Raw genomic sequence first — 15763 nt, 5'->3', positions numbered from 1 at the left:
TTCGGATTTCGAGACAAGTTTATCGATCTGATGAGGCGAATAGCCCGCTATTTAACGAATCAGATCGAATGAAATTGGCCGAAAGACCGGATCTCGCAGTAGATCAGCGTTAAGTCCGACAGGCTCCTGGCCTCAGGCCTTGGCGACCAGCGCCAGGGCGTCGTTCAGGGTCTTGCTGGGGCGCATGACCGAGCGGGCGAGCTCGTGGTCGGCATGGTAGTACCCCTTGAGGTCCATCGGCTGCCCCTGGACGCCGTTGAGCTCCTCCATGATGGTCGCCTCCTCGGCCACCAAGGTCTCGGCCAGCCGGGCGAAGCGCTCCTTGAGGCCGGCGTCCCTGTCCTGAGCCGCCAGCGCTTCTGCCCAGTAGAGCGCCAGGTAGAAGTGGCTACCGCGGTTGTCGATCTCGCCGACCTTGCGCGACGGCGACTTGTTCTCCTCGAGGAACCGGCCGGTGGCCTTGTCCAGCGCGTCGGCCATCAGAGCGGCACGCTCGTTGTCGAAGGTCTTGGCGAGGTGCTCCAGGGAGGCGCACAGCGCCAGGAACTCGCCCAGGCTGTCCCAACGCAGGTGGTTCTCCTCGAGCAGCTGCTGGACGTGCTTGGGCGCGGAACCGCCGGCGCCGGTCTCGAACAGACCGCCACCCTCCATCAAGGGCACGATGGAGAGCATCTTGGCGCTGGTGCCCAGCTCCAGGATCGGGAAGAGGTCGGTGAGGTAGTCACGCAGGATGTTGCCGGTCACCGAGATGGTATCGAGGCCACGGATCACGCGCTCCAGGGTGTAGCGCATGGCGCGTACCTGGGACATGATCTGGATGACGAGCCCTTCGGTGTCGTGGTCCTTGAGGTAAGTGCGGACCTTCTTGATCAGCTCGCTCTCGTGGGGGCGGTAGGGGTCGAGCCAGAAGACCGCCGGCATGCCGGAGTCGCGGCAGCGGTTCACGGCGAGCTTGACCCAGTCGCGGATCGGCGCGTCCTTGACCTGACACATCCGCCAGATGTCACCCTCTTCGACGTTCTGGGTGAGCAGCACCTCGCCGGTGTCCAGGTCGGTGATGTTGGCAACGCCGGCCTCGGGCACCTCGAAGGTCTTGTCGTGGGAGCCGTACTCCTCGGCCTTCTGGGCCATCAGGCCGACGTTGGGCACGGTGCCCATGGTGGCGGGGTCGAAGGCGCCGTGCCACTTGCAGAAGTTGATCATCTCCTGGTAGATACGGGCGAAAGTAGACTCCGGCATCACCGCCTTGACGTCCTTCATGCGGCCATCGGCGCCATACATCTTGCCGCCGGAGCGGATCATGGCGGGCATCGAGGCGTCGACGATCACGTCGCTGGGCGAGTGGAAGTTGGTGATGCCGCGTGCCGAGTCCACCATCGCCAGCTCCGGGCGCTCGTCGTGGCAGGCATGCAGGTCACGGACAATCTCGTCACGCTGGCTCTCGGGCAGGGTGTCGATCTTCTCGTAGAGGTTGGCCATGCCGTTGTTGACGTCGACCCCCAGCTCATCGAACAGCTTGCCGTGCTTGGCGAAGGCCTCCTTGTAGAAGATCCGCACGCAGTGGCCAAACACGATGGGGTGCGAGACCTTCATCATGGTGGCCTTGACGTGCAGCGAGAACATCACGCCGGTCTTGCGGGCATCCTCGATCTCGCGCTCGTAGAAGTCGAGCAGCGCCTTCTTGCTCATGAACATGCTGTCGATGATCTCGCCTTCCTGCAGCTCGACCCGTGGCTTGAGCACCCGGGTCTCGCCGCTGGCGGTGATCAGCTCCATCTTCACGTTGCGGGCGCGATCCAGGGTCATCGACTTCTCGCCGTGGTAGAAGTCGCCGCCATGCATGTGCGAAACGTGGGTGCGCGAGGCCTGGCTCCACTCGCCCATATGGTGCGGGTACTTGCGGGCGTATTCCTTGACCGCCTTGGGCGCGCGGCGATCGGAATTGCCCTCGCGCAGCACCGGGTTGACGGCGCTGCCCTTGGTCCTGTCGTAGCGCGCCTTGATGTCACGCTCTTCGTCGCTTGCCGGCTCGTCCGGGTAATCCGGCAAGGGGTAGCCCTGGCCCTGCAGCTCCTTGATCGCCGCGCGCAGCTGCGGTACGGAGGCGCTGATGTTGGGCAGCTTGATGATATTGGCCTCCGGCGTCTTGGCCAGGGCGCCAAGCTCCGCCAGATGATCTTCGACGCGCTTGTCCTCGCCCAGGTAGTCGGGGAACTGGCAGAGGATCCGCGCCGCAAGGGAGATGTCGCGGGTCTCCACCTCGATGCCGGCGGCATCGGTGAAGGCGTCGATGATCGGCAGCAGCGAGTGGGTCGCCAGCGCAGGCGCTTCGTCGGTGAACGTGTAGATAATCTTCGGCGTTTTGGACATGGTTGCGTTGATCTCTCTGGTCGCTGCGACAGCAGGAACGGTACCGCTGGCGCGCGCTGACGATGACTGGAATGGGGGACCCCGTGTTGCTCTCCCCATGTTGTGATCCGGCAGGGATGCGCGCGACATCGCACCGGTGGCGGAGTCTCGGCAGGCCTCGTCAGAACGAAGCTCTCCCGGAGAGCGGGAACATTATACCAGCCACCCCGACCCGGCGTATGCGCAATATGGCTGACACGCTAGAAGGCTCCCCCCTGCCATCCTGTCCGGCTTACCGGTAAGCTTGGCCCATGAGCATCCTCTACCTGCTGAACAAGCCCTACCGCATGCTGTCCCAGTTCACTGACAAGGATGGACGAGCGACGCTTGCCGATGTCATTGGCGTGCCCGGTGTGTATGCCGCGGGGCGGCTCGACTACGATTCAGAAGGACTGCTGCTGCTCAGCGACGATGGCGAGTTGATACACCGCATCAGCCACCCGCGACACAAGCAGCCCAAGACCTACCGGGTACAGGTGGAAGGAATTCCGGGTGAGCACGCCCTGGCGGCGTTGCGGCGAGGTGTCGAGCTGAAGGATGGTCCGACCCTTCCCGCCAAGGTACGTCGGCTCGAGGCCAGTGGACTGCCCGAACGCACACCACCACTGGACCCGAAGCGTCACCCGGTCACCACCTGGCTGGAGATGACGGTCAGCGAAGGGCGCAATCGCCAGGTTCGCCGCATGACGGCCCATGTCGGCCATCCAACGCTGCGCCTGGTGCGAGTCGCCATCGGCGCGTGGCGGCTCGCTGACCTGGCGCCCGGAGAATGGCGCCGGGAAACACTGCATGCCCCGGCTCCGCCCGCCGGACGCCAACCGCCAGGCTCGCAGAAACGCAAGCCCCGGACCGGCAAGGCCACTGCAAATAATGGACGAGGACGCAGATGAACCGCTGGCACCCCAATGTCACTGTCGCAAGCGTGGTGGAGCGCGCCGGAGCCTTCCTGATGGTCGAGGAAGACCGCGGAGGCCCACATACCCTGTTCAACCAACCCGCTGGGCACCTGGAGCCTGGCGAGCGCATCAAGGAGGCCGCCCTGCGCGAAGTGCGTGAAGAGACAGCCTGGCAGGTTGGCCTCACCGACTATCTCGGCCTCTACGTTTACCATGCCCCCGATGGCCAGACCTTTCATAGCCACGGCTTCTCGGGGATGGCGCTCGCTCATCTCGGCAGCGAGCTCGACCGGGCCATACACGCCGTGCACTGGTTGACCCTCGACGAGCTGGAAGTGCTGGACCGCCAGGGCCGCATGCGCAGCCCGCTGGTGATGCGCCGTGTTCGCGACACCCTAGCCGGACGCTTCTTTCCCATGAATGTGTTGCACGAACGCTAGCCGTGCTTCGCGCCGAGCTGGAAAGCGAATGGGGCCCTCCATCCCCTGGAGGGATGTTCGTCGAGTTTCCAGGCGCGAGGCACCGCTCTTCGAGCTTCCCGCTCGAGTGATGTATAATCACCGCCCATTTGTGATTCACCGATTCCGAGAGCACCCATGACCGCCACCACAGGCAAGGTGATCGTCGGCATGTCCGGCGGCGTCGATTCTTCCGTGTCCGCCCTGTTGCTGCTGGAACAGGGCTATCAGGTCGAAGGCCTGTTCATGAAGAACTGGGACGAGGACGATGGCACCGAGTACTGCACCGCCAAGGCCGACCTGGCGGATGCCGAGGCGGTGTGCGAGAAGCTCGGTATCCAGCTGCACACCGCCAACTTCGCCGCCGAATACTGGGACAACGTCTTCGAACACTTCCTGGCCGAGTACCGCGCCGGCAGGACGCCCAATCCCGATATCCTGTGCAACCGCGAAATCAAGTTCAAGGTGTTCCTCGAGTACGCCGAGATGCTGGGTGCCGAGAAGATCGCCACGGGGCACTATGTGCGCGGCGGGATCCGCGAGGGCCGCGCGCGCCTGCTCAAGGGCCTGGACGCCAACAAGGATCAGAGCTACTTCCTGCACGCGGTACCCGAGGCGGCCATCGCGCGCACCCTGTTTCCCGTAGGTGAACTGGAAAAGCCTGAGGTTCGCGAAATTGCCGAACGCCACGGCCTTGCCACCGCCCGCAAGAAGGATTCCACCGGCATATGCTTTATCGGCGAGCGTCGCTTCAGCGATTTCCTCAAGCAGTACCTGCCGGCGCAGCCAGGCGTGATCGAGACCCCTGAGGGCGAGGTGATCGGTGAACACATGGGGCTGATGTACTACACCCTTGGCCAGCGCCAGGGATTGGGTATCGGTGGGCTGGCACATCATCCTGAAGACCCCTGGTACGTGGCCGCCAAGGATCTATCGCGCAACGTGCTGATTGCCGTGCAAGGCAAGCACCACCCGCTGCTCTACACCGACGCCCTGGCCACCGAGACAATGGACTGGGTGGCTGGCGAACCACCGGCGGCGCAAGGTCACTTCACCGCCAAGACCCGCTACCGCCAGGGCGATGTGCCCTGCTGGATGCACACTCGCGATGATGGCGGTGTCGAGATACTTTTCAGCGACCCCCAACGTGCCGTGACCCCCGGCCAGTCGCTGGTCCTCTATGACGGTGACATCTGCCTGGGCGGCGGTGTGATCCGTGACACCTGGAATGCCGCGGAGCGAAGCGCATGACTGCCTCCACCCCGATTCACCGGGTTCCCGATGACCCGACCAGCCGCCAGGCGCTGGCTCTCGCCGGTGTTTTCCAGGCCGCAAGCCTGGTCGATGAACTGGCTCGCACTGGCCAGGTCGACCAGCGTGCCTGGGATACCCTGATCCGCGCCACGCTAGACACCAACCCGGAAAGTTTCGAGGCGATCTACGGCGGACATCCCAACAATCTTCGCCGTGGCATCGAGGTCCTCGACGCGGTAATCGGCCGCAAGCAGGCCAACCCGGTGGTGCTTCGTTATGGCTTTTCACTGTTGCTGCTGATGAACAAGCTGCGCACCAATGACGCGATGATGAGCGACCTCGGCACTCGGCTGACACGTATCCAAGGCCAGGCCGAGCATTTCGGTGAGACCCACGAAAATGTCATTGCAAGCCTGGGCGAGGCCTATCAAGAGACGCTTTCCACGCTCAAGACGCGCATCGTGGTTCAGGGCGACCCATCGCTTCTGCAAAGCCGCATGATGCCCGAACGGGTGCGCGCCATCCTGCTGGCCGGCATTCGCTTCGCGCTGCTGTGGCACCAGCAAGGCGGGCGGCGCTGGAAACTGGTCTTCCAGCGCGGCGCCCTGAAGAAAGCGGTCGACCAACTGGGCTGAGCCACGCAAGCACCGACTCGCCGGCCCATTATTCTGCGCTACCACGGCTTTCCACCACGACTTCCACCACGACTCTCTACTGCTTCGGAACCCGACCCATGCAAGCCGCTCCCCTCCCCCTTTCCGCCCTGACCGCCCTGTCACCCGTCGATGGCCGCTACGCCGCCAAGGCCGCCGCGCTGCGCGAGCATTTCAGCGAATTCGGCCTGATCCGCGCCCGGGTGATCGTCGAAATCCGCTGGCTGCAGCGTCTCGCCGAGCTGCCCGGCATCACCGAGGTGCCACCGCTTTCCGCCGAGGCAACGGCCTTCCTCGAGACCATGATCCGGGAGTTCTCGGTCGACGACGCCCAGCGCATCAAGGAGATCGAGCGCACCACCAACCACGACGTCAAGGCGGTGGAGTACTTCATCAAGGAGCGCATCGAAGCACTGCCGGAACTGCATGCGATCACCGAATTCGTGCATTTCGCCTGCACCAGCGAAGACATCAACAATCTCTCGCATGGCGTGATGCTCACCGATGGCCTGGGAAGCCTGCTGCAGGTGATGCGCCAGGTTGCCGACCAGATCGCAAGGCTCGCCGCCGAACATGCCGATCTGCCGATGCTCTCACGCACCCACGGCCAGACGGCAAGCCCCACCACCCTTGGCAAGGAGATGGCCAACGTCGCCTATCGCCTGCGCCGTCAGCTCAAGCAGATCGAGAACGCCGAGATACTGGGCAAGATCAACGGTGCGGTTGGCAACTACAACGCCCACCTGGCCACCTACCCGGATATCGACTGGGAAGCCAATGCCCACACCTTCGTCGAGGGCCTGGGGCTTGCCTTCAACCCCTACACCACCCAGATCGAGCCCCATGACTACATCGCCGAACTATTCGATGCCGTGTGTCGCTTCAATACCATCCTGATCGACTTCGACCGCGATGTATGGGGCTATATTTCGCTTGGCTACTTCAAGCAACGCACCGTGGCGGGCGAGATCGGCTCCTCCACCATGCCGCACAAGGTCAATCCGATCGACTTCGAGAATTCCGAGGGCAACCTGGGCCTTGCCAACGCGATCCTCGGCCATCTGGCGCAAAAGCTGCCGATTTCTCGCTGGCAGCGCGACCTCACCGACTCCACGGTGTTGCGCAACCTCGGCGTGGGCCTGGCCTATGGCCTGATTGCCTACGAGGCAGCGCTGAAAGGCATTGGCAAGCTTGAGGCCAACCCGGGCCGCATCGCCGAGGACCTCGATGCCAGCTGGGAAGTGCTCGCCGAGCCGATCCAGACCGTGATGCGCCGCTATGGCATCGAAAAGCCCTACGAGAAGCTCAAGGAGCTGACCCGCGGCAAGCGCATCGACCAGGCGGGCTTTGCCGCCTTCATCGACTCTCTCGCGCTGCCCGAGGAGGTCAAGGTCGAACTCAAGACCCTGACCCCAGCCACCTACATCGGCAATGCCAGCCAGCAGGCCAAAGCACTATGAGCTCACCTGATACCCCCCTGCCGATGCTCGGTGGGCTGAGCGCCGCCGAGTTCCTGCGCGACTACTGGCAGCAGAAGCCAGTGCTGATCCGTGGCGCCTTCGACGAATTCGAGAGCCCGCTTACGCCCGACGAACTGGCGGGCCTGGCCTGCGAGGAAGGCATCGAGTCGCGGCTGGTGGAAGAGCACGGCAAGCAGGGCCCCTGGCAGGTCAGCCACGGCCCGTTCGATGAGGCGACCTTCGCACGCCTGCCGGAGCGCGACTGGACACTGCTGGTCCAAGCCGTGGACCATTACGTACCTGAAGTGGCGGAGCTGCTCGAGGTCTTCGATTTTCTGCCCCGCTGGCGGCTCGATGACATCATGATCAGCTACGCTCCGCCTGGCGGCAGTGTCGGTCCGCATGTCGATCAATACGATGTATTCCTGCTCCAGGCCAGTGGCCAGCGCCGCTGGCAACTGGGCGGCAAGGTGGACGAGGATGCGCCGATCATCGCCGGCATCGACCTGCGTATTCTGGAGGGTTTCGCGGTAGAACCCGGCGATGACTGGGTGCTGGAACCCGGCGACATGCTCTATCTTCCTCCAGGCTGGGCGCACCACGGGGTCAGTCAGTCCACTGATTGCCTGACCTACTCGGTGGGCTTCCGCGCCCCCTCTGCCGACGAGGCGATCACCTCCTATGCCGATTTCGTCGGCGAGGGCATGCCGGCTTCAAGGCGCTACTCCGACGCCGGCATGGCGCCACCCGCCGATCCGGCCGAGGTCGACGACGCGTCACTGGAGAGGATGCGCGCCTTGATCCTCGACACCCTGGATGATCCCGTCAGGCTCGCACAGTGGTTCGGCCGGGTGATGACCCAGCCCAAGTACGTCGACCAGCTGGTACCCAACGACACACCCACCGACCCTGAGGCGCTTGTTGCCGCACTACACAGCGGCGAAGAACTGCTGAAAAGCCCGGGCTCGCGCTTCGCCTGGCGCGCCGCACACGACGATCAAGCCACGCTGTTCGCCGATGGCGACGCGGTGACCTGCGCCCTACCGCTGGCGCGTGCGCTGGCGTCCAGCCAGGCCATTTCCGACGACCTGCTCGAGTGGCCTGGTGCGCCGGCACTGCTTGCCGCCCTGCTCGATGCCGGCAGCCTCGGCTGGGCCGACGAGGAGGAGTGATCAGATGCCTGCGCTTCGTGAAGACCTAGTGATCCAGGAGGGCGACTGGGCAACGCTTGGAGAAGCGGCCTCCGAGCTACGTCGGCGGGTGTTCATCGAAGAACAGCAGGTGCCAAGGGATGAGGAATGGGACGGCCGCGACGCGGACTGTCGCCATTTCCTCGCCCTGCACCTTGGCGAGCCCGTCGGCACGGCACGTCTTCTACCGGATGCCCATATTGGCCGGGTCGCCGTGCTCAGCGGACTTCGCGGCCAGGGTATCGGCGTGCTGCTCATGCGAGCGGCCATCGCCGCGGCGCATCGCGAAGGCCACCCCGCCGTCGAGTTGGCGGCTCAGACACATGCACTGCCCTTTTACCAGCGGCTCGGCTTCCAGGCCTTCGGAAATGAGTTCATGGACGCTGGAATTGCGCATCGCAACATGCGCCTTATTTTCACCGATTGACTCGCCGACTCCCTTCTCTCCCACGGAAAGTTGACTACACGACAATGGGCAAATCACGTTGTCGTGTAGTCGAGTTACAACGCCATCTTCCCCCAAGTATCAATTGTTGAAGCCCGCCATGCTGCGCCATAGTGTCAACCACGGCGAGCATAAAACGGGTGTTTTTCACCACGGCTGATAAATCGGCACAGTATTGTGAAACACCACCCGACATGCCACCAACGGGTTCGACCAAGGCCGTAGAGACAGGCATCGGTTTGTGGCGGAACCTGACAAGACTTCGCACTTGCAGCATAGATGTTACGATGCAGTTGTAACGATGCACCTTGCAGCAGGCGAGCGCCCCGACGACTTCACCCAATCAGTGGAAGGATGGTCACATGTCATACCAAGACGATATCAAGGCTCTGACACAACTGCGCGAGGCTCAGCGTGGCAAGTGGGCCAGCATCAGCCCCGAGAACGTTGCCCGCATGCGCGCCCAGAACCGTTTCAAGACCGGCCTGGACATCGCCCGGTATACCGCAAAGATCATGCGTGACGACATGGCCGCCTACGACGCCGACTCGGCCAAGTACACCCAGTCCCTGGGCTGCTGGCATGGCTTCATCGGTCAACAGAAGATGATCTCCATCAAGAAGCACTTCGGCACCACCGAGCGTCGCTACCTCTATCTCTCGGGCTGGATGGTCGCCGCGCTGCGCTCCGAGTTCGGCCCGCTGCCCGACCAGTCGATGCACGAGAAGACCACCGTGCCGAGCCTGATCGAGGAGCTCTACACCTTCCTGCGCCAGGCCGATGCCTGGGAGCTCAACCACTTGTTCCGCGATCTGGAAGAGGCCCAGAAGGCCGGCGACAACGCCCGCGCCGAAGAACTCATTGCCAGCATCGACAACCACGAAACCCATGTGGTGCCGATCATCGCCGATATCGACGCCGGTTTCGGCAACGCCGAGGCGACCTACCTGCTGGCCAGGAAGATGATCGAAGCCGGCGCCTGCTGCATCCAGCTCGAGAATCAAGTGTCCGACGAGAAGCAGTGTGGCCATCAGGACGGCAAGGTCACCGTGCCCCATGAGGACTTCTTGGCCAAGATCAACGCCGTGCGTTACGCCTTCCTGGAGCTCGGTATCGAAGATGGTGTGATCGTCGCGCGCACCGACTCACTGGGTGCCGGCCTTACCCAGAAGATCGCCGTGACCAAGGAGCCGGGTGATCTGGGTGACCAGTACAACAGCTTCCTGGATGGCGAGGAGATCACCGCGGCCACCGATATCGACAACGGCGATGTGGTGATCAAGCAAAATGGCAAGCTGGTCAAGGTGAAGCGTCTGGCCTCCGGGCTCTACCAGTTCAAGCCGGGTACCGGCGAGGATCGCGTGGTACTGGACTGCATCACCAGCCTGCAGAACGGCGCCGACCTGCTGTGGATCGAGACCGAAAAGCCCCATGTCGGCCAGATCGCCAGCATGGTCAACCGCATTCGTGACGTGGTGCCGGATGCCAAGCTGGTCTACAACAACTCGCCTTCGTTCAACTGGACCCTGAACTTCCGCCAGCAGGTGTTCGATGCCTGGCAGGCCGAAGGCAAGGATGTCTCGGCGTATGACCGCGCCGGCCTGATGAGCGCCGAGTACGACGCCACCGAGCTTGGCCAATTGGCCGACCAGTGGACCCGTGACTTCCAGCGCGATGCCGCTCGCGAAGCCGGCATCTTCCACCACCTGATCACGTTGCCGACCTACCACACCGCGGCCCTGTCCACCGATAACCTGGCCAAGGGTTACTTCGGTGAAGAAGGCATGCTGGCCTACGTCGAGGGCGTGCAGCGCCGTGAGCTGCGCGAAGGCATCGCCACCGTCAAGCACCAGGACATGGCCGGTTCCAATATCGGTGACGACCACAAGGAGTTCTTCCACGGCGAGGCGGCACTCAAGGCCGGCGGCAAGGACAACACCATGAACCAGTTTGGCTGAGCCGAGCGGGTGACGCGAACCTGGCCATCACGGCAGACTGACTGGAACCTTCGGGGGAGGCCTTGGCCTCCCCTTTTTCGTGGATTCGCAGTCTACTGGTGCGTATTTTTATAGTTTCACATTTCTTGATCTATTTCGGCCTTAGAATGACGGGCACTAGCTCGACTACGGCTGGTCTTAACAGTGTTCCCCAACTTCCCTTGACTCACCACGCCATGACAGGATGTCGGCGGACAGCGTTCACGGCTCGATAGCCAGGATGATTCTCTAGCGTTTTTCGCTGGAACTCGAACACCGCTTCGCCATTACCCCTCAGGAGGTTCTCATGAAATATCTTCTTCCCATTATCGTGATCGGTACCTTGACCCTTGCCGGTTGCGCTAACACATCCACCATGGGTGGCAATGTCTACCGAGGCAATCAGGCGCAGACGTCACAGACCGTGACCTTTGGCACCATCACCGCGCTGCGCCAGGTACAGATCCAGGCCGACAGTCGCGCGGGCGGTGCGCTGGGCACGGGGGGTGGTGCGGTGATCGGCGGCCTGCTGGGCAACCAGGTGGGTGGTGGCTCCGGCCGTCAGTTGGCAACCGTCGCCGGCGCACTCGGGGGTGCCGTGGCCGGTTCGAGGATCGAGGAATCCGCCAACCGTACTCGCGCCTGGGAAATGGAGATCCGCCGCGACGACGGCATGAACGTGGTGGTCGTGCAGAAGGCCGACCAGGCCTTCCAGGTGGGCCAGCGCGTGCGCCTGATTGGCAGCGGCGGCAACCTGAGTGTCGCGCCGTACTGAGCACCGGCTAAAGGCCTGCCATCAATGCTCTGAAACACAGAGGCCCGCGGATCGCTCCGCGGGCCTCTGTCGTTGCGCTTCAAGCCAAGCCGATTCTCAGCGGGAATCCAGCTTTCCGGAAGCCATGCCGGCCAGCTTCGCGACCACCAGGCCGATGATGGCGATCACGATCACGGTGAGCAAGACATCCACGGGCCGCACCAGCGTAGTGGCGCCAAGCACCGCCAAGGCCAGGCTCCACACCACGGCGTTGTCGCCATGGGTCTTCATCACGGCCGGCAGCATCCGGTCGAGGCCCGGGCTCACAGCCGCCCAGCGCCGCATGGTCACTGCGATAATCGCGGCGAATGCGATCAGCCAGATCACGATTTCTGTCATGGGTCGGTCTCCAGTAGGAAGAGATTTCGAAAGGGGTGCAGAAGGAGGTATTCAACGTTGAAAAGTCGCTGGACAGGTTAGCTCCGGCAGTGGGGGCGACGCAACCGTCACGACGTTCTCTCACCCGCGCCGTGCGCGTTCGTGAAGCGTCTTCAGCCGATATCAAGATATCCTGAAAATCATCCATGCCCCTGACAGCCCCCCTTCTGTCGCGTTACCATTGTCTGGACATGCACTCACCGAAAGGTTCATCAATGCAGATTGCGCAGAATTCCGTTGTTGCGTTCCACTATACCCTGACCAACGATGCAGGTGAGGTGCTGGACAGTTCGGAAGGCCGCGAGCCACTGACGTACCTCCACGGCGCCGGCAACATCATTCCGGGCCTCGAGAAGGAGCTTGAAGGTCGCGCCGCCGGCGACAAGCTTACCGCCACCGTCGAGCCTGCCGAAGGCTATGGCGAGAAGCAGGACCAGTTGGTTCAGGAAGTACCGCGCGACGCCTTCCAGGGTGTCGAAGGCATCGAGCCTGGCATGCAGTTCCAGGCCCAGACCCAGGGCGGCCCGCTGATGGTCACCGTGACCCAGGTCGAAGGTGACACCGTTACCGTCGATGGTAACCACCCGCTGGCAGGCCAGACCCTGAACTTCGCCGTCGAGATCGACTCGGTGCGCGAAGCCAGCGAAGAAGAAGTCGAGCACGGCCACGTGCATGGCGAAGGCGGACACGAACACTGATCCCCTGATGGATCGAACGCCTGAATGCGAAAGGGGCAGCCACTGGGCTGCCCCTTTCTTGTGCTCAAACCTGCTTGTGCTCAAACCTGCTTGTGCTGAAACCTGCTTGTGCTGAAACCTGCTTGTGCAAGACCCGCTTGTGTCGAAACCTTAAGGTACACCTAGGCGGCTGTCGTGAATCTTCCCGCGGGCCTTCACGCCCTTCTTTCGCTGTCATTCAAACGCTGTCATTCAAACTGACTCCATCCCCCGCCTTCCGAGACGCCGCTTCAATGCGCACCAGGGTCCCATACCCGCCCCACAAACGGGTCGCAGTGGTGATCAGGCACGCTGCAGCGAATACGCCAGCGAGCCACACGAAGTGCGCAGGCCACAGGCAGAACGCCACGAAGGCAAGGATCGTCTCGGTGCCTTCGGTGAGCCCATGCAGGTAATAGAAGGCCTTGCGCTGGAATGCAGGCCGGGTAAGCCCGTGGCGGGTGGCCATGATGGCAAAGGCCAGGAAAGAGGTCCCGGTGCCGATAAAGGCAAACAGCAGCCAGGCCGCCGCCAGGGCGTTGGCCTCGGGGTCGGCCAGGGCGAACCCCAGCACCACGGCGGCATAGAAGACGAAATCCAGACCGATATCGAGAAACCCTCCCGCATCACTCTGGGTGCCCGTGTGCCTGGCCAGGTTGCCATCCAGGCCGTCGCCGAGCCGATTGAGCAGAATGACCACAAGGGCGGCGAGATACCACTCCATGGCCAACAGCGGCAGTGCCAGCATGCCGACCACAAAGGCGCCAACCGTGACCTGATTGGGCGTTACCCGTCGCGACGCCAACCCAGCAGCCATTCGCGAGAGAGGCATCTGGGTCAGCGGCATGGTCCAGCGATCGAGCATTTCACCTCCTGCGGGCATCGACTGATGAAGGAGCGCTCCGCCGGCCTGCCGAACCACCCCGTCGCCAGGCGAAATAGCGTTCGAGCAGGCCCAACACACGCTCGGGCTTGTGAGCATTCTTCCACACTCCGGCGCTAGCCTTGGCCGCCTCGGACCAGGTCGGATACGGATGCACGGTACCCAGTAGCTTGTTGAGGCCGATGCCATGGGTCATCGCCAGGGTGAATTCGGCAAGCATCTCACCCGCCCCATGGCCGGCGATACTGACACCGAGAATGCGATCCTTGCCGGGTACCGTCAGCACCTTGACGAAGCCTTCGGTGAGCCCATCGGCGATCGCCCGATCGAGCTCGGCCAGTGCATAGCGGGTGACCTCGAACGCTACACCCTGCTCGCCCGCTTCCCGCTCATTGAGGCCGACCCTGGCGATCTCGGGGTCGCAATAGGTCACCGCCGGCAGCGCCCGATAACTGACCCGGAAGCGCTTGAACTCACCGAACAGCGCATTGACCGTGGCATGCCAGGCTTGGTGGGCACTGGCATGCGTCAGCTGATAGGGACCCGCCACATCGCCGCAGGCCCAGACATTGGGCAGCACGCTCTGCAGGAAACCGTCGACATCAAGGGTGCCGTTATCACGTGTCTCGACACCCAGCGCCTCAAGGCCCATGCCCGCTACGTTCGCCTGGCGCCCCACTGACACCAGCAGGCGATCGAAGGGCAGTGTCTCGATGCGCGATTCCCCGTCAGGCTCGTGGCGCTCCACCACCAGCCGGTGCATGGCACCCTCGCCGGGCCTGGCGGCCTCGACCCGCAGTGCACGGGTGGCAAGCCACAGGCCAAGCCCCTCCCCCTGCAGGCGCGACTCGAGTTCATGGGCGACATCGGCATCCTCGCGAGGCAGCAACTGATCGCCCATTTCCACCAGACTGACCTGGCTGCCGAGCCGCGCAAAGCTCTGGCCGAGCTCGCAACCGATCGGACCGCCCCCCAACACCACCAGGCGCCCCGGCAGCTCATCGAGTTGCCACAGGTTATCGGAGGTCAGCACCTCGATGTCCTCAATCCCGGGAAGGGCCGGCAGCCTTGGCCGCGCACCGCTGGCGATGATCACATGCCGCGTGGTCAGCACATGCTCGCCACCGGCGCCTGAGACACGCACCCGCCACGGGTCTTCCAGACGGGCGCTACCCTCCAATACGTCCACCCCCAGTCCCTCGTAGCGCTCGCGGCTGTCGTGGGGTTCGACGTCGCGAATCGCCCGATGAACATGCGCCATTACCTCCGGGAAATCGACCCGCGGCTCGCCAGCATGGATGCCGTAGCGCTCGGCCCCGCGCACCTCCTGCGCCAGCCGCGCGGCACGGATCAATGCCTTGGAGGGCACACAGCCGGTATTCAGGCAGTCGCCACCCAGGCGGTCGCGCTCGACCAGTACCACCCTGGCCTTCACGGCGGCGGCGATGTAGCTGGCCACAAGACCCGCCGAACCACCGCCGATCACCACGATGTCATGATCGAAGTGCGCCGGCCGGTCATACTGCCGCGCCAGGCGGCGACGTTCGACGAGGGCGACCAGGCCACGCGCCAGCCACGGGAACAAACCGATCAATACAAAGGAGCCGATCAGTCCCGTTGACAGGATGCCTCCCAGGGATTCCAGGCTGCCCAACTCACGCCCGGCATTCACGAATACCGCCGTGCCCGGCAACATGCCGAGCTGGCTTACCCAGTAGAAGGTCGCAAGGCGCATCCGCGTAAGGCCCATCACCAGGTTGATGACGAAGAACGGAAACAGCGGTATCAAGCGCAGGGTGAACAAGTAGAAGGCGCCTTCCCGTTGAATGCCTGCATTGATGCGTTCGAGCTGAGGAGCGAAACGCGTTTCCAGTGGGCCACGCGCCAGGGTTCGCGCGATAAGCGCCGCAACCGTGGCGCCCACGGCACTGGCGAAGGAGATGATGAGAAGCCCCCAGCCCAGGCCAAACAGCGCACCACCAAGCACGGTGAGAAGCGTAGCCCCCGGCAGTGAAAGCCCGGCCATCACCACGTAGATGACGAAGAAGCCGCCGGCCACCGTCAACGGCTCCTCGGCGAACCACACCTGGAAGCGCGACTGCTCAGCCTTGAGGTTCTCGAGGGTCAGCAGCTCATTGGCGCCACTCACAAAAAACATCGCCACCGCCGCGGCAATCACTGCAATCAGAAATAATCGACGTCTTGTCACGTAAGGCTCCAGGAGAGTTGGA

At 63.2% G+C, this 15763-nt stretch carries 14 protein-coding genes; 10 read left to right on the top strand and 4 right to left on the bottom strand.

Annotation, left to right across the window (positions count from 1 at the left end):
• Nucleotides 1-132: 132 nt before the first annotated feature.
• On the bottom strand, nt 133-2370 hold the full coding sequence (locus C6V82_RS04480; protein ID WP_102589658.1) for an NADP-dependent isocitrate dehydrogenase: 2238 nt from the start codon (nt 2368-2370) through the stop codon (nt 133-135).
• 290 nt (nt 2371-2660) lie between these two features.
• Here C6V82_RS04480 and C6V82_RS04475 point away from each other — a divergent pair, with 290 nt between their 5' ends.
• The 9 genes from C6V82_RS04475 to C6V82_RS04435 all read left to right on the top strand — a co-directional run bounded on the left by C6V82_RS04475 (nt 2661) and on the right by C6V82_RS04435 (nt 11516).
• A complete protein-coding gene (locus tag C6V82_RS04475) occupies nt 2661-3299 on the top strand; it encodes a pseudouridine synthase (protein ID WP_102589657.1) in 639 nt (212 codons plus the stop codon).
• Entirely contained in the window at nt 3296-3745 is a 450-nt protein-coding gene (locus tag C6V82_RS04470) for an NUDIX domain-containing protein (RefSeq protein ID WP_102589656.1), read from the top strand. Before C6V82_RS04475 ends, C6V82_RS04470 begins: the two co-directional genes overlap by 4 nt.
• A gap of 156 nt (nt 3746-3901) precedes the next feature.
• Nucleotides 3902-5014 carry a tRNA 2-thiouridine(34) synthase MnmA gene (gene mnmA, locus C6V82_RS04465; RefSeq protein WP_102589655.1) on the top strand — a complete coding sequence of 371 codons (1113 nt, stop codon included), beginning with the start codon at nt 3902-3904 and terminating at the stop codon, nt 5012-5014.
• Nucleotides 5011-5652: a high frequency lysogenization protein HflD gene (gene hflD, locus C6V82_RS04460; protein ID WP_102589654.1), complete on the top strand. Its 642-nt coding sequence runs from the start codon at nt 5011-5013 to the stop codon at nt 5650-5652. Before mnmA ends, hflD begins: the two co-directional genes overlap by 4 nt.
• A gap of 98 nt (nt 5653-5750) precedes the next feature.
• On the top strand, nt 5751-7130 hold the full coding sequence (gene purB / locus C6V82_RS04455; RefSeq protein ID WP_102589653.1) for an adenylosuccinate lyase: 1380 nt from the start codon (nt 5751-5753) through the stop codon (nt 7128-7130).
• Nucleotides 7127-8302, top strand: a complete 1176-nt coding sequence (locus C6V82_RS04450; protein WP_102589652.1) for a cupin domain-containing protein — start codon at nt 7127-7129, stop codon at nt 8300-8302. The genes purB and C6V82_RS04450 overlap by 4 nt, the downstream gene beginning before the upstream one ends.
• Before the next feature lie 4 nt (nt 8303-8306).
• Nucleotides 8307-8747: a GNAT family N-acetyltransferase gene (locus C6V82_RS04445; protein WP_102589651.1), complete on the top strand. Its 441-nt coding sequence runs from the start codon at nt 8307-8309 to the stop codon at nt 8745-8747.
• Nucleotides 8748-9127: 380 nt separating this feature from the next.
• On the top strand, nt 9128-10723 hold the full coding sequence (locus tag C6V82_RS04440) for an isocitrate lyase (RefSeq protein ID WP_102589650.1): 1596 nt from the start codon (nt 9128-9130) through the stop codon (nt 10721-10723).
• 325 nt (nt 10724-11048) lie between these two features.
• Nucleotides 11049-11516, top strand: coding sequence for an outer membrane lipoprotein (locus tag C6V82_RS04435; protein WP_102589649.1), 468 nt, complete (start codon nt 11049-11051; stop codon nt 11514-11516).
• A 96-nt stretch (nt 11517-11612) separates the two neighbouring features.
• Here the strand turns inward: C6V82_RS04435 and C6V82_RS04430 are convergent, their stop codons facing one another.
• Nucleotides 11613-11894, bottom strand: a complete 282-nt coding sequence (locus C6V82_RS04430; protein ID WP_102589648.1) for a hypothetical protein — start codon at nt 11892-11894, stop codon at nt 11613-11615.
• Nucleotides 11895-12148: 254 nt separating this feature from the next.
• Here C6V82_RS04430 and C6V82_RS04425 point away from each other — a divergent pair, with 254 nt between their 5' ends.
• Nucleotides 12149-12631, top strand: a complete 483-nt coding sequence (locus C6V82_RS04425; RefSeq protein ID WP_102589647.1) for an FKBP-type peptidyl-prolyl cis-trans isomerase — start codon at nt 12149-12151, stop codon at nt 12629-12631.
• 217 nt (nt 12632-12848) lie between these two features.
• On the opposite strand, the gene C6V82_RS04420 is transcribed toward C6V82_RS04425, so the two are convergent.
• Complete coding sequence (locus C6V82_RS04420; protein WP_102589646.1) at nt 12849-13514, bottom strand: CDP-alcohol phosphatidyltransferase family protein; 666 nt, start codon at nt 13512-13514, stop codon at nt 12849-12851.
• Between the two features lies 1 nt (nt 13515).
• Nucleotides 13516-15741, bottom strand: a complete 2226-nt coding sequence (locus C6V82_RS04415; RefSeq protein ID WP_102589645.1) for an FAD-dependent oxidoreductase — start codon at nt 15739-15741, stop codon at nt 13516-13518.
• Nucleotides 15742-15763 lie beyond the last annotated feature (22 nt).

Source organism: Halomonas urumqiensis (assembly GCF_003028575.1).
Classification (GTDB): Bacteria; Pseudomonadota; Gammaproteobacteria; order Pseudomonadales; family Halomonadaceae; genus Halomonas; species Halomonas urumqiensis.
The sequence above is the reverse complement of the archived record's forward strand: the minus strand, read 5'-3'. Positions and strand labels throughout refer to the sequence as shown.